This window comes from Nocardia sp. NBC_01377, from assembly GCF_045040005.1.
GTDB classification, from domain to species: Bacteria; Actinomycetota; Actinomycetes; order Mycobacteriales; family Mycobacteriaceae; genus Nocardia; species Nocardia noduli.
The window spans coordinates 8,750,483-8,769,943 of the sequence record NZ_CP109566.1; the positions used below are offsets into that span (position 1 = coordinate 8,750,483).

Here is a 19,461-nt window from a genome sequence, read left to right on the forward strand (position 1 = left end):
AGTCCGTCGTCGTAGGGTCGAATGGTGACCAGACCCGTGCGCCATGTCAGCGTGAATATCGCACAGCCGTTCGTGACGGTCGCCGACTTCCTCGGCGATCCGGCGAACTATCCGTCCTGGGCCACCGGCCTGGCGGGCGGACTCGCGCCCGCGGGCGTGAGTCCGGGAGCCGAGCCGGGCGAATGGCTCGCCGACGCTCCCCAGGGCAGCGCCTACGTCCGTTTCAGCCCGCCCAACGACTTCGGCATCGCCGACCATCGGGTGCGATTCCCCGACGGTTCGACCTTGCACATCCCGCTGCGCGCGATCGGCAACGAGGAGGGGACCACCGTCGTGCTGACCCTGTTCCGTCGCGCCGGGGTGAGCGACGACGAGTTCGAGACCGACGCCGGATGGGTGCGCCGCGATCTCGACGCGCTGCGGGATCTGCTCGAGCGGTGAGGGCGGCGATCACCCGGGCGGCGGCTGGCAGCGGGGGCAGAAGTAGATCCCGCGTTCGTGCTGGGTGATGCGATCGGAGGCCGGGGTGGTGTCGGCCAGCGGTCGGACGGTGATGGGTGTGCCGCATCGCTGGCACGGGCGACGCTGACGGCCGTAGACGAGTTCCCGGCGCGGCGGTGAGTGCGCGGCCTCGGACAGGATGCGGTGGGCCTCGTTGACCAGGGCGAGCAGATCGGGGACATCGCGCACGGGCGTCGCGGGGTGGACCCGGCGCAGGAAGCAGACTTCGCTGCGGAAGATATTGCCGATGCCCGCCAGATTGCGCTGGTCGAGCAGGGCGATGCCGATCGCCTGATCCGGATAGCGCTGTAGTCGCTCGACCGCGACGGCCGGATCCCAGTTGGGGCCGAGCAGATCCGGGCCGAGATGGTCGATCACCAGATGCTCCTGCGCGCGCGGCACGGCCTCGACCTTGCCGAGGGAGAAGCCGACGGCCTCGGTGTCGTCGGTGGCGAGAACCAGTCGCGCGGTCACCCGGGGACGGGTCCAGCGTTCGCCGACACAGTAGGTCCGCCAGATACCTTCCATCTTCAGATGGGTGTGGATGCTCACCCGCGGCGTTCGGATGAACAGGTGCTTTCCGTAACTGCCCACCTCGTCGACGCGTTCGCCCACCAGATCGACCGTCGCGTAGCGCGGCACCCGGAAATCGCTGCGGACCAGCGTCTTTCCGACCAGGGCCCGCCGCAGCCCGGCCGCGGTCAGGAATACCGTGTCACCTTCGGGCATGACACGACCGTAATCGGATCACGTATGGCCCCGCAGTCGCAGACCGCGCGGGGTGGCCGAGAAACCCGCGCCGGTCAGGAATTCGGCGAAGGTGTTGCCGTGCACCGAATCTCCGTCGACCCGGTCGATCACCAGCGCGTCGACCCGACGGGTCCGCACCAGATCGGCCAGGGCGGCCGCGGCGGCCCGGCGCGCGTCCGGGTCCTCGGTGAAGGTGAGCAGGGTCTTACCGCCGCGCTCCAGGTACAGCACCGCTTCGCCGTCGAGGAGCACCACGATCGCGCCCGCCTTACGTCCGGGTCGGTGCCCGCCCTCGCCGTCGCCCTTGGGCCACGGCAGCGCCGCACCGTACGGGTTGGCGGGATCGCACGCGGCCAGTGCCGCCACCGTCGCGGTGCGCCGGGAACCCGGCCGGACGCGGTCGGTGTCGAAGGAGCGCAACCGGTCGACCACATCGGTGGTGGAGAATTGCGCGCCGCCGAGCGAGTCGACGAAATAGCCGCGACGGCACCGCCCACGGTCCTCGAATTCGGTGAGAACCCGGTACATCAGCGCGAAACCGCCTCGCACCCCTTCGTTCTGGACCGAGCCGCGGGTCAGCACGCCGTAGCGCTCCAGCAGGGTGTCGGCCGTCGCGTGCGCGCGAACGGTGTTGTCGGACACCCGCTCCGGCAGCAGCGACCAGCGTCCCGCCACCGCGGGTGGCCCGGTTCTGGTCGGCATGCTCGGGCGCGGCACGTAGGCGCGGCCACGCGGGGCGCGGCGCGGGGCGCGATGCGCGGTGGTGGTGCGGGTGGTGCCGGAGAGCAGCGCCCGCACCGGCGCGAAGGTGTCACCCGAGACAACGCCCGCCCACACCAGCTCCCACAGCGCGGTCGACACCGCGGTGTCGTCGAGCAGTCCGGTGGCGTCGGAGAGCTGCCGGAAGAAATACGCGCCGCCGCCGTGCAGGACCGGTGGTAGACGCGGAGCCGCATCGTCGCCGTCCGATTCGACCGGCGGCGGTATCGCGATCGTCGCCCCGAGGGTGTTCAGCAGCCGCAGGTGGGTTTCGGAGAGTTCGATCTCGTCCGGCGGTGCGAGGGTGAAGGGCGCGTGTTCGGCCGGGTGCAGCGCGATCCAGCCGTCTTTCGCGGTGATGGCCCCGTGCCCGGACCAGATCACCTCGCCGGTGGCGGTGAGTTCGTCGAGCATCGCGGGTGAGTAGTCGCCGACGCGGGCTGGCAGGATCAGCGATTCCCAGGCCGAGGCCGGAATCGGTACGCCCGCGAGCTGTTCCACCACCGTGGCGACACCGTCCACCCCGCGCAATTCCCCGGTGCCGACGTGTTGCCAGGACGGGAGGAACCGTCCGAAGGCGGCGGTGGTGACCGGTTCCACCTCGTGCCGCGCCGCGGCGAGCGAGCGACGCCGCAAACGGCGCAGCACCTGGGTATCGCACCATTCCGAACCGGTCGCCGCGGGCGTGAACTCACCTTCCACGACACGTTTCTCGGCGACCAGCCGGTGCAGCGCGGTGGCGGCGACCGCGGTCCCGATGCCGAATCGCCGGGCGACGGCCTCGGTGCCGAACGGCGCGTGGGTACGGGCATACCGCCCGACCAGGTCGCCGAGCGGGTCGGCGACCGGTTCGATGAACGCCGCGGGCGTACCGATGGGAAGCGGGACGCCCAGCGCGTCGCGCAATCGCGCCGCGTCCTCGACCGCGACCCACCAGGTGCGGCCCGCGAAGCTGACCTCGAGCGCGCGTTTGCTCGTGCGCAATTGCGAGAACCAGGCGTGGTGGTCCGGCACGGCCGTCGAATCGTCCTCGGGGCCGTTTCGCGTCGGGTTGTCGGCTGTTCCGAGGTCGGTCTCGTTCGCCTCGTCCTCGAGACGGTCGGCCCGGACGCAGCGCTGCCCCGCCTCGTCCGCCGTGAGCGGCCCGAGCAACCGCAGCAGATCCGCCAGACCTTCGGCGTCCCTGGCCCTGCGCTCGGGGGTGAGCCGTTGCAGTTCCCGCTCGGTCTGCTCCAGAATCTCCGCGTCGAGCAATTCCCGCAGCTCGACCCGGCCGAGCAGCTCGGCGAGCAGACTCGAATCCAGCGACAGCGCGGCGGCGCGCCGCTCGGCCAGCGGACTGTCGCCCTCGTACATGAACTGCCCGATGTAGTCGAACAGCAGCGAACTCGCGAACGGCGACGGCGTCGCGGTCTCGACCTCGATCAACCGTAGCTGACGCCTGGCGACCCGGCCGAGCAGATCACGCAGCGCGGGCAGGTCGTACACGTCGCGCAGGCATTCGCGCACGGTCTCCAGCAGGATGGGGAAGTCGGGGAATTTGCGCGCCACGTCGAGCAGTTGCGCCGACCGCTGCCGCTGCTGCCACAGCGGTGCGCGTTTACCGGGATCGCGCCGGGGCAGCAGTAAGGCCCTGGCGGCGCATTCACGGAATCGGGACGCGAAAAGCGAGGAGCCGCCGACCTGTTCGGTGACGATCTCGTCGATCTCGTCGGGTTCGAAGACGAACAGATCGGCGCCGGGCGGCTCGTCGGTGGTATCGGGCAGTCGCACCACGATGCCGTCGTCGGAGGCGTTCGGCGCGACATCGACACCGAAACGTTCCCGCAGCCGCGAGCCCACCGCCAACGCCCACGGCGCGTGCACCGGCAGCCCGTACGGGGAGTGCAGCACCAGCCGCCAATCGCCCAGTTCGTCCCGGAAACGCTCCACCACCAGCGTCTTGTCCGTGGGTAGCGTGCCCGTCGCGGTGCGTTGTTCGTCCAGCAGCGCGGCGAGATTGGTCGTGGCATTGACATCGAGGCCCGCCGACCGCGCGGTATCCAGCAGCGTGCCGGATACCGTCCCGCTCGAACGGAGTGCGTCGAAGCCGTCTCCGGGTGACGCGGAAGTGTCGGGGGCGGAGGCTGTTCCGCGGCCGGGGACGTTCACCTTCCCGGCCTTGCGCACGAATTCCCCGAGTGCGGCACCGAGTTCGGCGGGTCGGCCGAGGCCGTCGCCGTGCCAGAACGGCAGCCGTCCCGGCTGCCCGAAGGCGGGTGTCACCAGGACGCGGTCGAAGGTGATCTCCTCGATCCGCCAACTGGTCGCGCCGAGCGCGAAAACGTCGCCGACCCTGGATTCGTAGACCATCTCCTCATCGAGTTCGCCCACCCGCGAATTCTTCTCACCCACCATGTACACCGCGAACATGCCGCGATCAGGGATCGCGCCGCCCGAGGTCACGGCCAGCCGCTGGGCTCCGGGCCGTCCGGTGAGGGTGCCCGCGTCCCGGTCCCAGACCAGCCGCGGTCGCAATTCGGCGAATTCGTCGGACGGATAGCGCCCGGCGAGCAGGTCGAGCACCGATTCGTAGGCCGAGCGCGGCAGCGCGGCGTAACTGCCGGTGCCGCGCACGGTGTCGAACCAGGCGTCGACGTCGATCGGTTCCAGCGCGCAGGCGGCGACGGTCTGCTGGGCCAGGATGTCGAGCGGGTGCGCCGGAATCGCGAGTTCTTCGATCTGTCCGCCGAGCATCCGCTGCGCGGTGACAGCGCAGTGGATGACGTCGGTGCGGTGTTTGGGGAACAGCACGCCCTTGGAGATCTCGCCGACCTGATGTCCAGCCCGCCCGATCCGCTGCAACCCGCTCGCCACCGAGGGCGGCGCTTCCACCTGAACGACCAGATCGACCGCACCCATATCGATGCCGAGTTCCAGGCTGCTGGTGGCGACGACGCAGCGCAGCCGGCCACTCTTGAGATCGTCCTCGATGACGGCGCGCTGCTCCTTGCTCACCGATCCGTGGTGCGCGCGGGCGAGCAACTGTTCCGCGCCGTGCACCACCTCGGTGGAGGCGCCCAACTGGGCGGGCGGGCCGTGCGCGGTGTCGACCGGGTCGCCCACGCGGGCGGCGTAGGCCTCGTTGAGCCGGGCGGTGAGCCGTTCGGCGAGGCGGCGGGAATTCGCGAACACGATCGATGACCGGTGGTCGAGCACCAGGTCGACGATGGCCTCGTCGACGTGCGGCCAAATCGAGCCGGGCTGCTCCGAGTCACCGATCTCGGTCATATCGGTGACCGGCACCCGCACCGACAGGTCGAAGGTTTTCGGCGAGGGCGGGGACACGATGGTGATCGGCGCGTTGCCGACCAGGAATCGGCCGACCTCCTCGGGCGGGCGCACCGTCGCGGAGAGACCGATCCGCTGGGCGGGCCGCTCGGTCAGCAGGTCGAGCCGGGCCAGCGACAGCGCCAAGTGCGAGCCGCGTTTGGAGCCCGCGATGGCGTGCACCTCGTCGATGATGATCGTGCCGACCTCGGCGAGGGTTTCCCTGGCCGCCGAGGTGAGCATCAGAAACAGCGATTCTGGGGTGGTGATGAGGATGTCGGGGGGTTTGCGCAGCATCGACCGGCGATCGGCGGCGCTGGTATCCCCCGACCGCACGCCGACGCTGATCTCCGGCGGCTCGGAGCCGAGCCGTTTGGCCGTCTGGGTGACTCCCACCAGCGGCGCCCGCAGATTCCGTTCGACGTCGACGGCCAGCGCCTTGAGCGGCGACACGTAGAGCACCGAGGTACCGCGCGGCTGGTCCGACGGTTCCCGGCTCGCCAGCCGGTCGATCGCCCACAGGAACGCCGACAGGGTTTTTCCCGACCCGGTCGGCGCGACGACCAGGGTGTGTTCCCCGGCCGCGATGGACTGCCAGGCGCCGAGCTGGGCGGCGGTCGGCGCGGGGAACGCGCCGTCGAACCACCCGCTCGTCGCCTTGGAGAACATGGCGGTCGAGAACTCCGTTTGCGAGTGCTCGGCCATATCGACAGTGTGCACCCGGGGACCGACAAGCACCGGCGAGCGGCAATCGGCGACCCGGGCGCGCGCCGTCGCCGTACGCTTCCACCCGTGCAGAAGGTGCTCAGACTCGACCTGGTCAGCCACGGCATGACCGAGGCGACGCGCAAGGCACGTTTCCCCGCCGACGAGTCGTTGACCGAGGCGGGCCGCCGTGCCATCACGGCCTGGGGCAGGCCCGCCGGGGCCAGGGTGCTCACCGCTCCGGAACGCAGGGCCACCGAGACGGCGACGGCGATGGGCCTGTCCGGTGCGGCCGACGAGCGGCTGCGCGATCTGGACGCGGGCGTCTGGCGCGGTGACGACCTGAATTCCGTGCCCCAGGCCGAGCTGTACGCGTGGCTCACCGATCCGGGGTTCCGTGGTCACGGCGGCGAATCGGTCACCGATGTCATCGCCCGGATCAGGTACTGGATGGCCGAGATCGCCTCGCACGGCGCCTCGACCGTCGCCGTCACCCATCCGGCGGTGGTGCGTGCCGCGCTGCTGGTGACCCTGGACGCACCGCCGAAATCGTTCTGGCGCGTGGATATCCCGCCGGGCAGCGTCACCAGGCTGCACTTCCGCGGCGAGTGGAGTCTGCATTTCGCGGGCTGAGCCGCGTTCGTGACCGTCGGATGCCCCGCGATCGGGCCGGGGCATCCGAGGTCACGATCACCGGAAGCGCTTGCTCTCCTCGCGCAACCGCGCCCGGATCTCGGCGAAACCCGTTCTGCGGACGAAGGTTCCGTCACGCCACACCTCGACCAGCGCGCTCGCCGCCTCCTGCTCGGGGGTGGCCTGCTCGTGGACGACGAGTTCGCCGTCCGCGCCGGGCAGCACCGCGAGACGCCCGCGCGCCGAGCGTTTGGTGCCCGAGTCGGTGACCGGCGCCTTGAATATGTCGCGCCCGATCCCATCGACCTCGACGTAGGTGGCCTTCATCGCCGAGGAGAAGGTGTCACGGGTGACGTACTGGTAGGTGTAGGAGCCGACCCCGAAAACGACCGTGGTCGAGACGAATCCCATCGCCTTCAGCCGCGCGGTGATGGCGTCGGCGCGGTCGTAGGTGATCGAATCGCCGTAGATCACCCCGATACGCGGGTCGAGGACGCGGTAGCCCGCCGCGTTCACGGTGCCGCCGAAGGTCTCCCACAGCAGGGCGACCACCCCGCGTCCGGCAGGCGTGTCGTCGGCGCCGGTGCCGCACAGGATGGTCTCCGGATCGCCCGAGTCGGGCCGGATCACCAGTGTCCCGTCCCTGGCCAGGATCCGGTCGCGCAGCGCGGGCAGGGTTTCGGTGAGCACCCGCCACAGGTCGAAGGTGTCGCTGACGACCGAGACGACCCCGCTCGGGTAGAGATCGAGCAGCCTGCGGTAGGTGTCGTCCTCGGATTCGCGGGTGCCCGCGCACATGACCGAATGTTCGGTGGCGGCGACCGAGCCGAGGATCCGCTCTCCGGAATCGTCGGGGTAGAAGTAGTCGATCCAGTCCGCCGACACCAGCGAATCCGAGCCGCTGAACGACAGCAGATGCGCTGCTCCCGAGGCCGCGGCGGCCTCGATGCCCGGCATACCGCGGAACGAGAAGTCGTGCCCCTGGAAACCGACCGCCTCGGGATCGGCGCCGGTCGCCTCGGCTCGCGCCTCCAGCAGCGCGCGCAGCCGCCACGCGCTGGTCGCCGAGGTCGACGGTTGCCAGATGGCCGCCGACAGCGCGGTTTCCAGGTAGTTGGTCAGCCAGAAGAAATCCGGGCGGGTGTTCTCGATGGTCAGCACCGGCACGCGCAGCGGAACGGGGGTGCCCTCCGGTACCGAGCGGATGCTCAGCGGCAGGTAACCCAGGGCGTGCAGCGCGCGAATGTGCTCGCTGCCGATCAGGTTCGGCCCGAGGATCGACCGCGCGCGACGCTCGTATTCGGCGCAGACCAGGTCGACGTCGGCGGCGAAGAACCGCGCGAAGGAATCCTCGAGCACATCGCGCAGGAAAGCCTGCAATCCGAAATGCACGACGTGTTCGACACCGTGGATCCGGGACGCGCGGTGGGTCAGGTTCGAATACACGCGGGTGGTGCCGTCGGGGTACTGGCGACGGTGGTCGAGTTTGTAGGCGTCGGTCAGGAACAGGGGATCGGTGGCACGGCGGAACATCACAGGATTCCTTCGGAGAGAACGTGATCGACCAGGTCGATCAGGTGCAGGCGGTCCGGGGCCAGCGCGGTCGCGCGAGCACCGGGATGTGAGTCGGTGGAGTAGACGCTGGAATAGGGCGCGAGATTGGCCGCGAGGCGTTCGCCGCCGGAGAAGACGCCGTGGGTGACCCACAGGTCCACCCGTTCGGCGGTGTCGAACGAACCGGCCGCGGCGAGCCCGGCGAAGGTGCCGCCGCCGTCGCAGATGTCGTCGACCACGAGTACCCGCAGGCCCGTCACAGGTGTGGACAACTCGAAACCGTCGAGTCGCCCGGTCGCCGGATCGCGACGTTTGCGTCCGTGTGCGACGGGGATCGCCCCGAATGCCTCCGCCCCGAATGCCTCCACCCCGAATGCCTCCACCCCGAATGCCTCCACCCCGAGTGCCTCCGCGACGATCGCGGCCCGCTCGCCCGCGCCCGCGTCGGGGGCGACGACCAGGTCGTAGTCGCGCGGTAGTGCCGAGGAGGCGAGCCGCCCGAGCGGAATCTCGGTCAGCGTCGGCCCGCGCAGTGTCGATTTCGCCAGTGGCGAATGGATATCGGCGTAGATCACCTCGTCGGCGAACGCGCCGATCACCGCGGCGTAGACGGCGGCGCCGCACGGTACGTCGTGGTCGGTGCGTGCCGCCGGGATGTAGGGCATCAGTACCCGCGCGGGTTTCCCGTGCCGCCGGACCACGTCGGCCCACATGCCGAGGGCGAGCAGGTCGTCGGGGAATCCGCCACGGACGACCGCGAAACGCTCGGCCTCGGGGTCGAACGACGGACCGGTCCGCAGGAACCACTCACCGCCGGGGAAGCGCAGGAACTCCAGGTCGTCGGGCCGCGCGCCCTCGGGGGTCCTGACCATCGTCTCGATCATGTGACCACCGTAGCATAGTTTTAGTCAAATAGACCAAAACGAATTTCGGATGCTCACTCACAGCTGGTTCGCAGGAACTTCGGAGCCTGCCGAGAGGCGCCGCGCATAGGTTCGACGGGTCGGTGACGCGAAAGGCGGGGGATGACGGGCTCGGTGCGAACGGACAACGGTGGATCGACCATGCGGAAGGGCAGACGATGACGGCGACCGCGAGCGCCCCGGCGGCACGACCACGACCCGCGCGACGGACGGACACGCGACCGCGCACGTGGACCGACCGGCTGCTCTTCGGACCGGTCACCCAGCCGAGGTGGGCGCGGCCCGGTGTGTTCGCGCTGCTCGGCGCGACCGCGCTGCTGTATCTGTGGAACCTGACCGTGTCCGGCTGGGGCAACGAGTACTACGCCGCGGCGGCGCAGGCGGGCGCGCGGAGTTGGCGCGCGCTGCTGTTCGGTTCGCACGACGCGGGTAACGCGATCACCGTCGACAAACCGCCCGCCGCGCTGTGGCTGATGGGTTTGTCCGGGCGACTCTTCGGCTTCGGTGAGTTCTCGGTGCTGGTCCCGCAGGCACTCCTCGGCGTCGGCTCGGTCGCGCTGCTCTGCGCCGCCGTCCGGCGGTGGGCCGGACCCGGCGCCGGGCTCATCGCGGGTGCCGCCCTCGCGGCGACCCCGGTCGCGGCCTTGATGTTTCGCTACGACAATCCCGATGCCCTGCTCACCTTCGCCCTCATCGCCGCCGCCTACTGCACGGTGCGCGCGGTCGAGGCGGACGGCACGCGCTGGTGGTCCGGCAGTACCGGCTGGCTGGTCCTCGCGGGAGTGGGCGTCGGGGTCGGATTCCTGACCAAGATGTTGCAGGCGTTCCTCGTCCTGCCCGCGTTCGGACTGGTGTTCCTCGTCGCGGCGGCGGGCGGATTCTGTTCGCGGGTAGGCAAACTCGTGACCGCGCTGGCCGCGCTGATCGTGACGGGCGGCTGGTACGTCCTGCTCGTCGAATTGTGGCCCGCCCGCGACCGTCCCTACATCGGCGGCTCGACCAACAACAGCCTGTGGGAGCTGACGCTCGGCTACAACGGCCTCGGCAGACTGCTCGGCGGACACGGTAATCCGGGCGGACAGTCCGCCCCCGCGGCGGGTGCGCGGATGGGCGGCGCGTTCGGCGGCGACACCGGGATCACCCGGCTCCTACGGGATCTGATGGCCACCGAGGTGTCCTGGCTGCTGCCCGCGGCCCTGATCGGCCTCGTCGCCGGATTGTGGTCGACCCGCCGCGCCCCGCGCACCGACCGTGCGCGCGCCGCCCTGATCCTGTGGGGCGGTTGGGTACTCGGCACCGGACTGGTCTTCAGCTATATGAGCGGGGTCATCCACCCGTACTACACGGTCGCCCTCGCGCCGGGTGTCGCCGCGCTCGCCGCCGTCTCGGTGACGCGGCTGTGGGAGCTCAGGGCCGCCGCTTCGGCGCGGATGATCCTCGCCGCGATGGTCGTCGTCACGGGTGTCTGGGCCTTCGTCCTGCTCGACCGCACGCCGGAATGGCTGCCGTGGCTGCGCTGGTCGATCGTGATCGGCGCGATCGTCGCCGCCGTGGGTCTGCTACCGAGAACCCGGCGGGCTCGTGTGCTGCCCGCGATCGTCGCCACGGTCGGCCTGATCGCCGGATTCGCGGGCACCGCCACCTACGCGGTGGTCACCACCACCCATCCGCACAGCGGCGGTATTCCGGCCTCGGGGCCGAGGGGCGATGCGTTGGCCGGTGGGCCGCCACCCGATGGCAGCCCGGGCCCGGGCGCGAGAGGAGACGCAATGGGCGGCCCGCCGTCTGGTGGAAGGCCAGCACAGGGAGCGAGTGGTGGCGCGCCGTCCGGTGGAGGGCCGCCCGGTGGCAGCCCCGCAGCCGGACAGGAGCGGGCCGGTGAGCCCACCGCCGACGCGCCGCCCGCCGGGCAGCGTATGTCACGAGAGGCGAACCCGGGTCCAGGAACCGACACCGGTGGACCTCCCGGCCCGGGCCCCGACGGCCCGCCCGGCATCGGCCCCAACACCGAACTCGAGGCGATGGTGCGCGCCTGCGACCGGCGCTGGTCCGCGGCGACAGTCGGTTCCTTCGGCGCCTCCGGACTCGAATTGCGCAGTGGCGCGTCGGTGATGGCGATCGGCGGTTTCAGCGGTCGCGACGACGCCCCGACGCTGGAGGAGTTCCGCGCGCACGTCGCGGCGGGCGATATCGGCTACTTCGTGACGTCGCGGCGTTCGGGTCCGCGTCCGCCGCGCCCCGGCGGGGACCGGGAGAAATCGACCGGACAGCAGATCGAGGAATGGGTGAGCGCGCACTACGCGCCACGGACGATCGGTGACGCGACGGTCTACGACCTGACCGCTCCCGCCTCGTGATCCGGCCACACCGCGAGCCGGTCCCGACGTTCACAGCGAACTCCCAGCGCGCTCGCAGGTTCAGCGCCGCCGACCTTGTCAGCCTGGGAGTATGACCAGGGGATCCACCGTGCCCGAGCCGAGCCCGCGCTCGTGGCTGCGCAGGTGCTTGTCGGCGGTGCCACTGCGGGTGGGGCTGGTCGTCGTGCTCGTCTCACTGTCCGCGCTGGCGCTGGTGGCCACCGGATTCGCCGTCACCTCGGCACTGAGCCGGTCGCTCACCCAGCGCGTCGACGACCAGCTCTCCGATTCGGCGCGCACCTGGGCGATGCCGAGGGCGATGCGGCAGGTCGTCTCCGAGGACGGGCGGACGCAGTGGATTCCGGCGGATATGCCCGGACCGTCTCCGCGTTCCGAATCCGCCGGTGACCAGCCACGACGGTTCTTCGAACTGCGCAAGGGCGTCGACGGGCAGATCTACAACCAGCTCGCGGGCGGCACCGGCGAGCTGCCCGATCTGAGCGCGGGGCCGAGGCCGGGCCCGGTCACCGTCGGCTCGATCGGCGATTCGAGCGCGCACTGGCGGGTGCTGACTGTGTCGAACCAGTACGGGTCGACCACCATCGGACTGCCGCTGACCGACAACCAGGAGACGGTGTCGCGTCTCATCTACTTCGAACTCGGCACCGGCGCGCTGGCTCTGCTCGCGCTCGGCGTGGTCGGCTACCTCGCCGTCCGGCGCAGCCTGCGGCCGTTGCTCACGGTCGAACAGACCGCGGCCGCCATCGCGGGCGGCGACCTGCACCGGCGAGTTCCGGTGCGCGGGGTCGACACCGAGGTGGACCGGCTGGCGCGGTCCCTCAATGTGATGCTCACCCGGATCCAGCACGGCGTCGCGGCCACCGAGGCCTCGGAGGAGGACGCGCGACGTTCGGAGGCGAGGATGCGCCGATTCGTCGCCGACGCCAGCCACGAATTGCGGACACCGCTGACGACCATCCGCGGTTTCGCCGAGCTGTATCGCCAAGGGGCGAGCAAGGATCCGGAACTCGTCCTGCGCCGCATCGAGGGTGAGGCGCGACGGATGGGGCTGCTGGTCGAGGATCTGCTCACGCTGGCCCGGCTCGACGCCGACCGTCCGGTCGAACGCGCGCCGGTCGACCTGCGCGCGGTGGCGGGCGACGCGGTGCACAACGCCGAGGCGATCGACGCCGATCAGCACGCCGTCCCCGGCGCGCGGCGGCGGATCGGGCTGGAGATCGGCGCGGGCGAGGGCACGATGGTGGTCGACGGCGACGAGGGGCGGCTGCGTCAGGTGCTGACGAATCTGGTCGGCAACGCGCTCACCCACACCCCGGCGGGAACGCCGGTGACGGTACGCCTGCAACCCTCGCGTGACGAAGTGCGCGTCGACGTGATCGATACCGGCCCCGGACTCGAACCGGATTCCGCAGCACGGGTTTTCGAACGTTTCTACCGGACCGACAGCTCGCGGACCAGGGCCAGCGGCGGCACCGGTCTCGGCCTGTCGATCGTGCAGGCGCTGGTCACCGCGCACGGTGGACGGGTGACCGTCGACAGCGCGCCCGGCGCGGGCGCGACCTTCTCGGTGTCGTTGCCGCGCGTCCCGCGTTCCCATCCACAGGAAATTCCCAGCCGACCCGCAGGATTCGGGGAGGTCGGTCGGCGAAGCTGACGACATGAGCGATACCGCGACCGATCCTCGGACGATCGGCACCGCGACCGCGCCGCCGGTCCTGGATATCGTGATCCCGGTCTACAACGAGGAGCAGGATCTCGCGGGCTGTGTGCGCAGGCTCTCCGCGCATCTGGCCGAGGGTTTCCCCTTTCCGGCGCGAATCACCATCGCCGACAACGCGAGTACCGACGCCACCCTCGATATCGCGCACGCGCTCGCGGCCGAATACCCCGGCGTCCGCGTCCTGCACCTGACGGCGAAAGGTCGCGGCCGCGCGCTGCGCACCGCGTGGCTCGACTCCGACGCCGAGGTCCTCGCGTATATGGACGTCGACCTCTCGACCGATCTCAACGGCCTGCTTCCGCTGGTCGCGCCGCTGATCTCGGGGCATTCCGATCTCGCCGTCGGCACCCGCCTGAGCCCGAGGGCGCGGGTGGTGCGCGGCCCGAAGCGCGAATTCATCTCGCGCGGATACAACCTGATCCTCAAAGCCGCACTGCGGGCCCGGTTCTCGGACGCGCAGTGCGGATTCAAGGCCATTCGCGCCGATATCGCCCGGCAGCTGCTGCCCCTGGTGCAGGACGGCGAATGGTTCTTCGATACCGAACTGCTGGTTCTGTCCGAGCACGCCGGGTTGCGGGTGCACGAGGTGCCCGTCGACTGGATCGACGACCCGGACAGCCGGGTCGACATCATCGATACCGCGCGCAAGGATCTGCGGGGCATCTGGCGGCTCGCGCGCGCCATGACGACCGGCGCGCTGCCGCTGAACGAGTTGCGTCGCGCGATCGGGCGCGAACCGCTCGTCGACGGCGTGCCGCGCGGCATGGTCGGGCAGGTGGTGCGGTTCGCGATCGTCGGCGCGGTATCGACGGTGGCCTATACGGCGCTGTATCTGCTGTGGCAGCCGGTTGTGGGTCCGCAGTTCGCGAATTTCGCGGCGTTGCTGATCACGGCGATCGGCAACACCGCGGCCAACCGGGCTTTCACCTTCGGCGTGCGCGGGTCGGCCCGCGCGCTCGCCCATCATTTCCAGGGACTGCTGATCTTCGGCTTCGGGCTCCTCGTCACCAGCGGCGCGCTGTTCGCGCTGCATCGCTGGGCGCCCGGTGTGCCGGTCCAGTGGCAATTACTCGCGCTGGCCTCGGCCAATCTGGTCGCGACGCTGCTGCGCTTCGTCGGATTGCGCTGGGTGTTCCGCGACGGATCGATCGCCCGCCGCTGAGTGTGGACGCCGCGTCGCTTTACGGTGTCACGGAGCCGGGGTAGTGTTCCAGCACACGTATTATGTGAACGAGCATTCTTGTATGTCCGAGTACGACCCCGGCCGACGAGAGCGCCGGGCCCCCGAGGGAAGCCCGGTGCCCGACGCGACAGATACGGCCGCGCTGCTGTCCTATTACACGACGCCGGGACCAATCCGCTGTGGAAGGAGATGGGCTACCCCGCGCCGCCGGGCGCGCTGGCGTCCGCGCCGAAGCCCGCGCTCACCCCGCTGCGTCCGTCCGAGGCGACCACCTACGACTGCGATGTCGTCGTCATCGGTTCCGGCGCGGGCGGTGGCGCGGCGGCGGCGGTTCTGGCCGAAGGCGGACTCGTCGTCGTCCTGGAACGCGGCGGCTACTACGACGACGCCGATTTCGGCACCGGCGAACTCGACGGCCTGCTGAATCTGTACGCACCGGGACCGACCGCGACGGCCGAGGGCCAACTGACCCTCGTCGCCGGCGGATGCCTCGGCGGCGGCACCGTCGTCAACTGGAGCACTTCGCTGCGCACCCCCGACGACGTGCGCGCCGAATGGGCGGGACTCGGCGCGACCCAGTTCGCCGACGAGGAATTCGGCGATGCCCTCGACGCGGTGGAACGCCGCCTCGGCGTCACCTACGACAGGTCACCGCTGTCGGCACGCGACGACGTCCTCGCGCGCGGAGTGGCCGCGCTCGGCTGGGATATCGCCGAACTCCCGCGCAATGTCACCGACGCCTGCGACGCCGGAATCGAGTGCGGGCATCGCGGTTACGGATGCAGGCTCGGCGCGAAACAGTCGGCGACCAAGACCTGGCTCGCCGACGCGGCCGAGCACGGGGCCCGACTGGTCGTCGGCGTCGACGTCCGCGCGGTCGAGGTCGGCAACGGACGTGCCGAGGGGGTGCGGGCGGTGACCGCCGACGGGGCCGAGATCCGGGTGCGCGCCCGCGCGGTGGTCGTCGCCGCGGGCGCGATCCAGACCCCCGCGTTGCTGCGCCGCTCGGGACTGCGCAACAAGAACATCGGCAAGTACCTGCGTCTGCACCCGGCGTCCGCGGTGTTCGGCACATTCGACGACGAGGTGCCTCCCTGGGAAGGCGGACTCCAGACCAGGATCTCGCGGAAGCACAGCGATCTGAGCGACGGCTACGGCGTCATCTACGAGACCGGGCCGCTGCATCCGGGAATGCTGGTCGGATTCATGAATTGGCGTGGAGCACAGCAGCATCGGTCGGCCATGCTGGATCTGGCCCGTACCGCCGCGGTCGGCGTCATCACCCGCGATCGCGACCACGGCACCGTCACCGTCGACGGCAGCGGGGAGGCGATCGTGAAATACACGCTGTCGAAACGCGACGCCGCCCATATGCACACCGGAATCGTCGGGGCCGCACGGATTCTGGAGGCCGCGGGCGCGAAGCGGATCTTCTCCGGACATCAGCTCGGAGCGGAATACGAACCGGGAGTTCGTGGTCCGCACGCGGAATTCGCGGCGTCGGCCGAGGCCGCGGGCTACGGTCCGGCACAGTGCGGGATGGGCGCGCTGCACATCATGGGCTCGGCCCGCATGGGCGGCTCCCGCGAGGACTGCGCGGTCGATCCCGACGGCGTCACCTGGGAGGTGCCCGATATCGTCATCGCGGACGCGTCCTGTTTCCCGACCGCGAGCGGTGTCAACCCGATGGTGTCGATCGAGGCGATCGCGTACATGAACGCGAAACGTCTTCTCGCCCGCATGAAATGAGCCCGAGATCCGGCGTCACCGCGACGGCGGCGCCGGATCGGCTCAGATCGCCTGGATACCCCGGAGCACAGCGCGCAACAGTTCGGGGTTGCGCGATACCGCGTCCGGTTTGGGATCGGGGGAGCGGTACTTGAGCTGCCCGTCGTCGATCAGGTCACCGACCAGGATCTTTGTCGAGTTCAACGGCAGGTTCAGGTGCGCGGCGACCTCCGCGACCGAGAGCGCCGTGCGGCTGAGCCGCAGGATTTCCGCGTATTCGGGATCGGGGCGCCGTGATCGCACGCCCGTGCTCGCGTTCACCACGAGCGTGAGCATGTCCAGTTCGGGCCGTGCGTTATCGGACCGCCCGTGTGTGACGGCGTACAGGCGCACAAGGGGGCCCGCATCCTCGTCGTACCAGGACTCACGCTCGTCATCACTCATGGTTGTCTCGAGCCGGCCTCGTCCAGGGTCGGACGCGGATCGACCGAGAGATGGGCGCCGACGCGTTGCACGGTCTGGTTCATCTCGTAGGCCACCATGCCCATATTGGCCGTCTCCACGGTCAACAGGGCCAGGCAGGCGTTCTCGCCCGCCGCGGTGATGAACAGCACCGCCTCGTCGAGTTCGACCACCGTCTGGCACACACCACCGACGTCGAAATGCGCGCCCGCGCTACGTGCCACACCGTGCAGAGTCGAGGCCATCGCACCGAAACGCTCCGCGTCGGGCTGATCCATCGACCCGCACTGGCCGAGCAACAGACCATCGGTGGACAACACGATGGCGAAACGGACATCGGGCAGTCGCTCGATGAGATCGTCGAGCAACCAGTCGAGGCTACGGGGCTTGGAGGTTGTCACCGGCACCTTCTTGTCGATCGGACTGCTTTGCTGAATTGTCGATTTCGACACGATTGAGTCGGCCCTGGCGGGTACCACTCTCGATCGCCGACATCAGATTGCGCGCTTCGTCGGCCGAACGCGGTCGTGGCATCGTCACGGACCTGGTCGTCTTGGCCGCCGACTCGGCTGCGGCCTCCTCGGCGGCGCGCCTGCGCCGAGGAAGTGCTGGTTTCTCCCCGCCGCTCGGCGGCATCGCTATCGTCCGTTCTGTATTGGCCATACCCGCGGTGACCGTCGAGACCGCCGCGGGCGCGAAGGTCGGCTGCGGTGGCGGGGCCGCGATCGCTGGCCTGCGTTCGACGGGTTCGTCATCGGAGCCGGTGGCGATCAGTGCGGTCGGCACCAGGACGATCGCCTTGATGCCACCGTAGTCGGATTCGGCCAGCCGCACCGAGATCCCGTGGCGCTGTGACAGTTTCGCGACCACGAACAGGCCGAGCCTGGCATCGGTCGACAACGCGGCGACGCTGAAGTCCGGCGGCTCGGTCAGCAGGGCGTTGCGTTCGGCCAGTTCGGCCGTCGACATCCCGAGACCCTGGTCGGCGATCTCCAGCGCGACACCTCTGCCGACCTGATTACCGGAGATCGCGACCCGCGACTGCGGCGGTGAGAAGGCGGTGGCGTTATCGGTGAGTTCGGCGAGCAGGTGGATGAGGTCGGCCACCGCGCCGCCGGTGATCCGCAGATCCGGCAGCTTTCCGGTATTGATCCGGGTGTAGTCCAGACTCTCGGCCACGGCGCTGCGGACGACGTCGATCAGTGGCACCGGATTGCGCCAGCGCCGACCGGGTTTCTCGCCGCCGAGGATGATCAGGTTCTCGGCGTTGCGTCGCGAGCGGGTCGCCAGGTGGTCGAGCTGGAACAGGACGTCGAGTTTGCTCGCGTTCTCTTCCTCGCGCTCGGCTCGGTCCAGCAGTGCGAGCTGGCGGTGCACCATGACCTGGCTGCGATGGGCGATATTGAGGAAGACCGCGTTCACGCCCTCCCTGGTCTTGGCCTCGGCGACGGCGGCGACGACGGCGGCGGCGTGAGCGCGGTTGAACGCGTCGGCGACCTGGCCGATCTCGTCCTTGCCGAAGTCGAGGGGAGCCAGATCGGCGTCCTCATCGAGTTCGCGGCCCGAACTGAGTCTCTTGATGGCCTCGGGCAGGCGCTGGTCGGCCAGTTCCAAGGTCTCGCGGCGCAGCCTGCGCATCCGGCGGATGAGTCGATTGGCCAGGAACAGCGCGGCGACGAAGGCCAGCAGCGTGACGAAGCCGACCGCGATACCGCCGTAGAGGGAGTTGGACGCGGTCTCCTCGCCGGAGGCCATGGCGTTGCGGTGCGCTTCCCGGCTCTGGGCTTCCCAGAGTTTGAGCAGATCCGAACGCACATGCGCGGCAACGGTTCCCCACTCGGCGAAACCGAGCGGCAGCGCGTTCGCCTGCGCCGCGTTGGCCGACGAGCCGCCGGTGGAGTTGTTCGACGAATTGTTCGACGAATTGGACGTCGAGCCGCTTGCCGAGTTCCTGCTGGCAGGGGGGTCGCTCTCCGGTGTGACCACGCCGCGGCGGACGACGGCATCCTCCATCGCGGTGAGCTGTTGCCAACTCTGTCCGTCGAGGATGGCCTTGAGTTGCGCTTTGCGATCACCGGTCAATGTGCCTGCGGCGAAAGCCATCTCACCGCGCGCGTCTCCGACGTAGCGAATGAATTCGGTGAGCTGTTCGGCGGAGAACTGATTGGTGAGCAGGCCCTGCGAACCGATCGAACCCGCTCGCGAGACGGCCTCTGCCGCACGCAGCGGGTGGATCGCCTTGTACAGGTCGACCGCGATCTTGGCGTCCGGCGCGACCTCGGCCGCGAGCAGCGAACCCTGCACGATCGTGTCGATGACGGTACTGAACGCGAGGAAGACCTGCTGGGAGGGCAGCGCACGCGCGTCGATTCCGGCGCGCAGGATCGGAAGTTGTTCGTACAGCTCGGTGTAACCCGCGAGTTCGGATTTCAGGTCGGGACGAAGTAGTACCGCGTTCTCGCCCACGAGTTGCAGCGCGGCGAGCGCGTTGTCGGAATTCTTCCTCGTCGCCGCGATATTCTCGCCGACCGCGGGGTCGCCTGCCAGGAACAAGATCGAGGCGCCGCGCTCCAATTGGAAGGCCTCGATCATCAGGACCGACGGCTCGGCGGTCGCGCTGGCCAGTTCCGCCCAGTTCTCGGCGTCCTTGCCGTTGTTCACCAGGTAGACCGAAGCCCCCACACCGATGCCGAGCAGAGCGATACTCGGTATCAGTGCGATCGCGAGCAGCCGGGCGCGGACTCCGATAGGACCGTGTAGCTTTCCGCGCTTGATAGCCGTGGTCAAGGTATCGAGGAACTTGCTGTCAAACACCGGTAATCGAGCCTACCTCTGGGCGTTCCCGCCCTCTTGCGA

The 19,461-nt window shown here is 69.6% G+C and carries 13 protein-coding genes; 6 read left to right on the forward strand and 7 right to left on the reverse strand.

The annotated features are described in order from the left end of the window. Positions 1-21 precede the first annotated feature (21 nt). Complete coding sequence (locus OG225_RS39960) at positions 22-441, forward strand: SRPBCC family protein (RefSeq protein WP_405179782.1); 420 nt, start codon at positions 22-24, stop codon at positions 439-441. A gap of 9 nt (positions 442-450) precedes the next feature. Here the strand turns inward: OG225_RS39960 and OG225_RS39965 are convergent, their stop codons facing one another. Both OG225_RS39965 and OG225_RS39970 read right to left on the reverse strand, forming a co-directional pair. Further along, on the reverse strand, positions 451-1,230 hold the full coding sequence (locus OG225_RS39965; protein ID WP_405179783.1) for a DNA-formamidopyrimidine glycosylase family protein: 780 nt from the start codon (positions 1,228-1,230) through the stop codon (positions 451-453). 18 nt (positions 1,231-1,248) lie between these two features. Then, entirely contained in the window at positions 1,249-6,024 is a 4,776-nt protein-coding gene (locus OG225_RS39970; RefSeq protein WP_405179784.1) for a DEAD/DEAH box helicase, read from the reverse strand. A gap of 87 nt (positions 6,025-6,111) precedes the next feature. On the opposite strand from OG225_RS39970, the gene OG225_RS39975 reads away from it, so the two are divergent. Further along, complete coding sequence (locus OG225_RS39975) at positions 6,112-6,657, forward strand: histidine phosphatase family protein (protein WP_405179785.1); 546 nt, start codon at positions 6,112-6,114, stop codon at positions 6,655-6,657. Positions 6,658-6,714: 57 nt separating this feature from the next. On the opposite strand, the gene OG225_RS39980 is transcribed toward OG225_RS39975, so the two are convergent. Together OG225_RS39980 and OG225_RS39985 are read right to left on the reverse strand one after the other, a co-directional pair. Further along, positions 6,715-8,190, reverse strand: a complete 1,476-nt coding sequence (locus OG225_RS39980) for a nicotinate phosphoribosyltransferase (RefSeq protein ID WP_405179786.1) — start codon at positions 8,188-8,190, stop codon at positions 6,715-6,717. After that, positions 8,190-9,095 (reverse strand): hypothetical protein, encoded by a 906-nt coding sequence (locus tag OG225_RS39985; RefSeq protein ID WP_405179787.1) that lies wholly within the window; start codon positions 9,093-9,095, stop codon positions 8,190-8,192. Before OG225_RS39985 ends, OG225_RS39980 begins: the two co-directional genes overlap by 1 nt. Before the next feature lie 197 nt (positions 9,096-9,292). Here OG225_RS39985 and OG225_RS39990 point away from each other — a divergent pair, with 197 nt between their 5' ends. From OG225_RS39990 to OG225_RS40005, 4 genes are all read left to right on the forward strand, one after another. Further along, complete coding sequence (locus OG225_RS39990; RefSeq protein WP_405179788.1) at positions 9,293-11,491, forward strand: glycosyltransferase family 39 protein; 2,199 nt, start codon at positions 9,293-9,295, stop codon at positions 11,489-11,491. 91 nt (positions 11,492-11,582) lie between these two features. After that, entirely contained in the window at positions 11,583-13,166 is a 1,584-nt protein-coding gene (locus OG225_RS39995; RefSeq protein WP_405179789.1) for a sensor histidine kinase, read from the forward strand. A 4-nt stretch (positions 13,167-13,170) separates the two neighbouring features. Further along, positions 13,171-14,394, forward strand: a complete 1,224-nt coding sequence (locus OG225_RS40000) for a glycosyltransferase (RefSeq protein WP_405179790.1) — start codon at positions 13,171-13,173, stop codon at positions 14,392-14,394. Positions 14,395-14,604: 210 nt separating this feature from the next. Then, positions 14,605-16,164: a GMC family oxidoreductase gene (locus OG225_RS40005; RefSeq protein WP_405179791.1), complete on the forward strand. Its 1,560-nt coding sequence runs from the start codon at positions 14,605-14,607 to the stop codon at positions 16,162-16,164. A 42-nt stretch (positions 16,165-16,206) separates the two neighbouring features. Here OG225_RS40005 and OG225_RS40010 read toward each other — a convergent pair whose 3' ends face one another. From OG225_RS40010 to OG225_RS40020, 3 genes are read right to left on the reverse strand one after another with little or no spacing between them, the layout of a single operon-like run. Then, complete coding sequence (locus OG225_RS40010) at positions 16,207-16,587, reverse strand: DUF742 domain-containing protein (RefSeq protein ID WP_405179792.1); 381 nt, start codon at positions 16,585-16,587, stop codon at positions 16,207-16,209. Beyond that, the gene (locus OG225_RS40015) at positions 16,584-17,006 is read right to left on the reverse strand and encodes a roadblock/LC7 domain-containing protein (RefSeq protein ID WP_216912900.1); all 423 of its coding nucleotides are present in this window, start codon (positions 17,004-17,006) and stop codon (positions 16,584-16,586) included. The genes OG225_RS40010 and OG225_RS40015 overlap by 4 nt, the downstream gene beginning before the upstream one ends. Further along, complete coding sequence (locus OG225_RS40020; RefSeq protein ID WP_405179793.1) at positions 16,984-19,419, reverse strand: nitrate- and nitrite sensing domain-containing protein; 2,436 nt, start codon at positions 19,417-19,419, stop codon at positions 16,984-16,986. Before OG225_RS40020 ends, OG225_RS40015 begins: the two co-directional genes overlap by 23 nt. Between the last annotated feature and the right edge of the window lie 42 nt (positions 19,420-19,461).

Excerpts from the sequence above, each read along its gene's own strand:
- OG225_RS40005 (WP_405179791.1), top strand. The coding sequence starts at position 14,605 with ATGGGCTACCCCGCGCCGCCGGGCGCGCTGGCGTCCGCGCCGAAGCCC.
- OG225_RS39995 (WP_405179789.1), top strand. The coding sequence starts at position 11,583 with ATGACCAGGGGATCCACCGTGCCCGAGCCGAGCCCGCGCTCGTGGCTG.
- OG225_RS39980 (WP_405179786.1), bottom strand. The coding sequence starts at position 8,190 with ATGTTCCGCCGTGCCACCGATCCCCTGTTCCTGACCGACGCCTACAAA.
- OG225_RS39965 (WP_405179783.1), bottom strand. The coding sequence starts at position 1,230 with ATGCCCGAAGGTGACACGGTATTCCTGACCGCGGCCGGGCTGCGGCGG.
- OG225_RS39970 (WP_405179784.1), bottom strand. The coding sequence starts at position 6,024 with ATGGCCGAGCACTCGCAAACGGAGTTCTCGACCGCCATGTTCTCCAAG.
- OG225_RS39990 (WP_405179788.1), top strand. The coding sequence starts at position 9,293 with ATGACGGCGACCGCGAGCGCCCCGGCGGCACGACCACGACCCGCGCGA.
- OG225_RS39985 (WP_405179787.1), bottom strand. The coding sequence starts at position 9,095 with ATGATCGAGACGATGGTCAGGACCCCCGAGGGCGCGCGGCCCGACGAC.
- OG225_RS39960 (WP_405179782.1), top strand. The coding sequence starts at position 22 with ATGGTGACCAGACCCGTGCGCCATGTCAGCGTGAATATCGCACAGCCG.
- OG225_RS40000 (WP_405179790.1), top strand. The coding sequence starts at position 13,171 with ATGAGCGATACCGCGACCGATCCTCGGACGATCGGCACCGCGACCGCG.
- OG225_RS40010 (WP_405179792.1), bottom strand. The coding sequence starts at position 16,587 with ATGAGTGATGACGAGCGTGAGTCCTGGTACGACGAGGATGCGGGCCCC.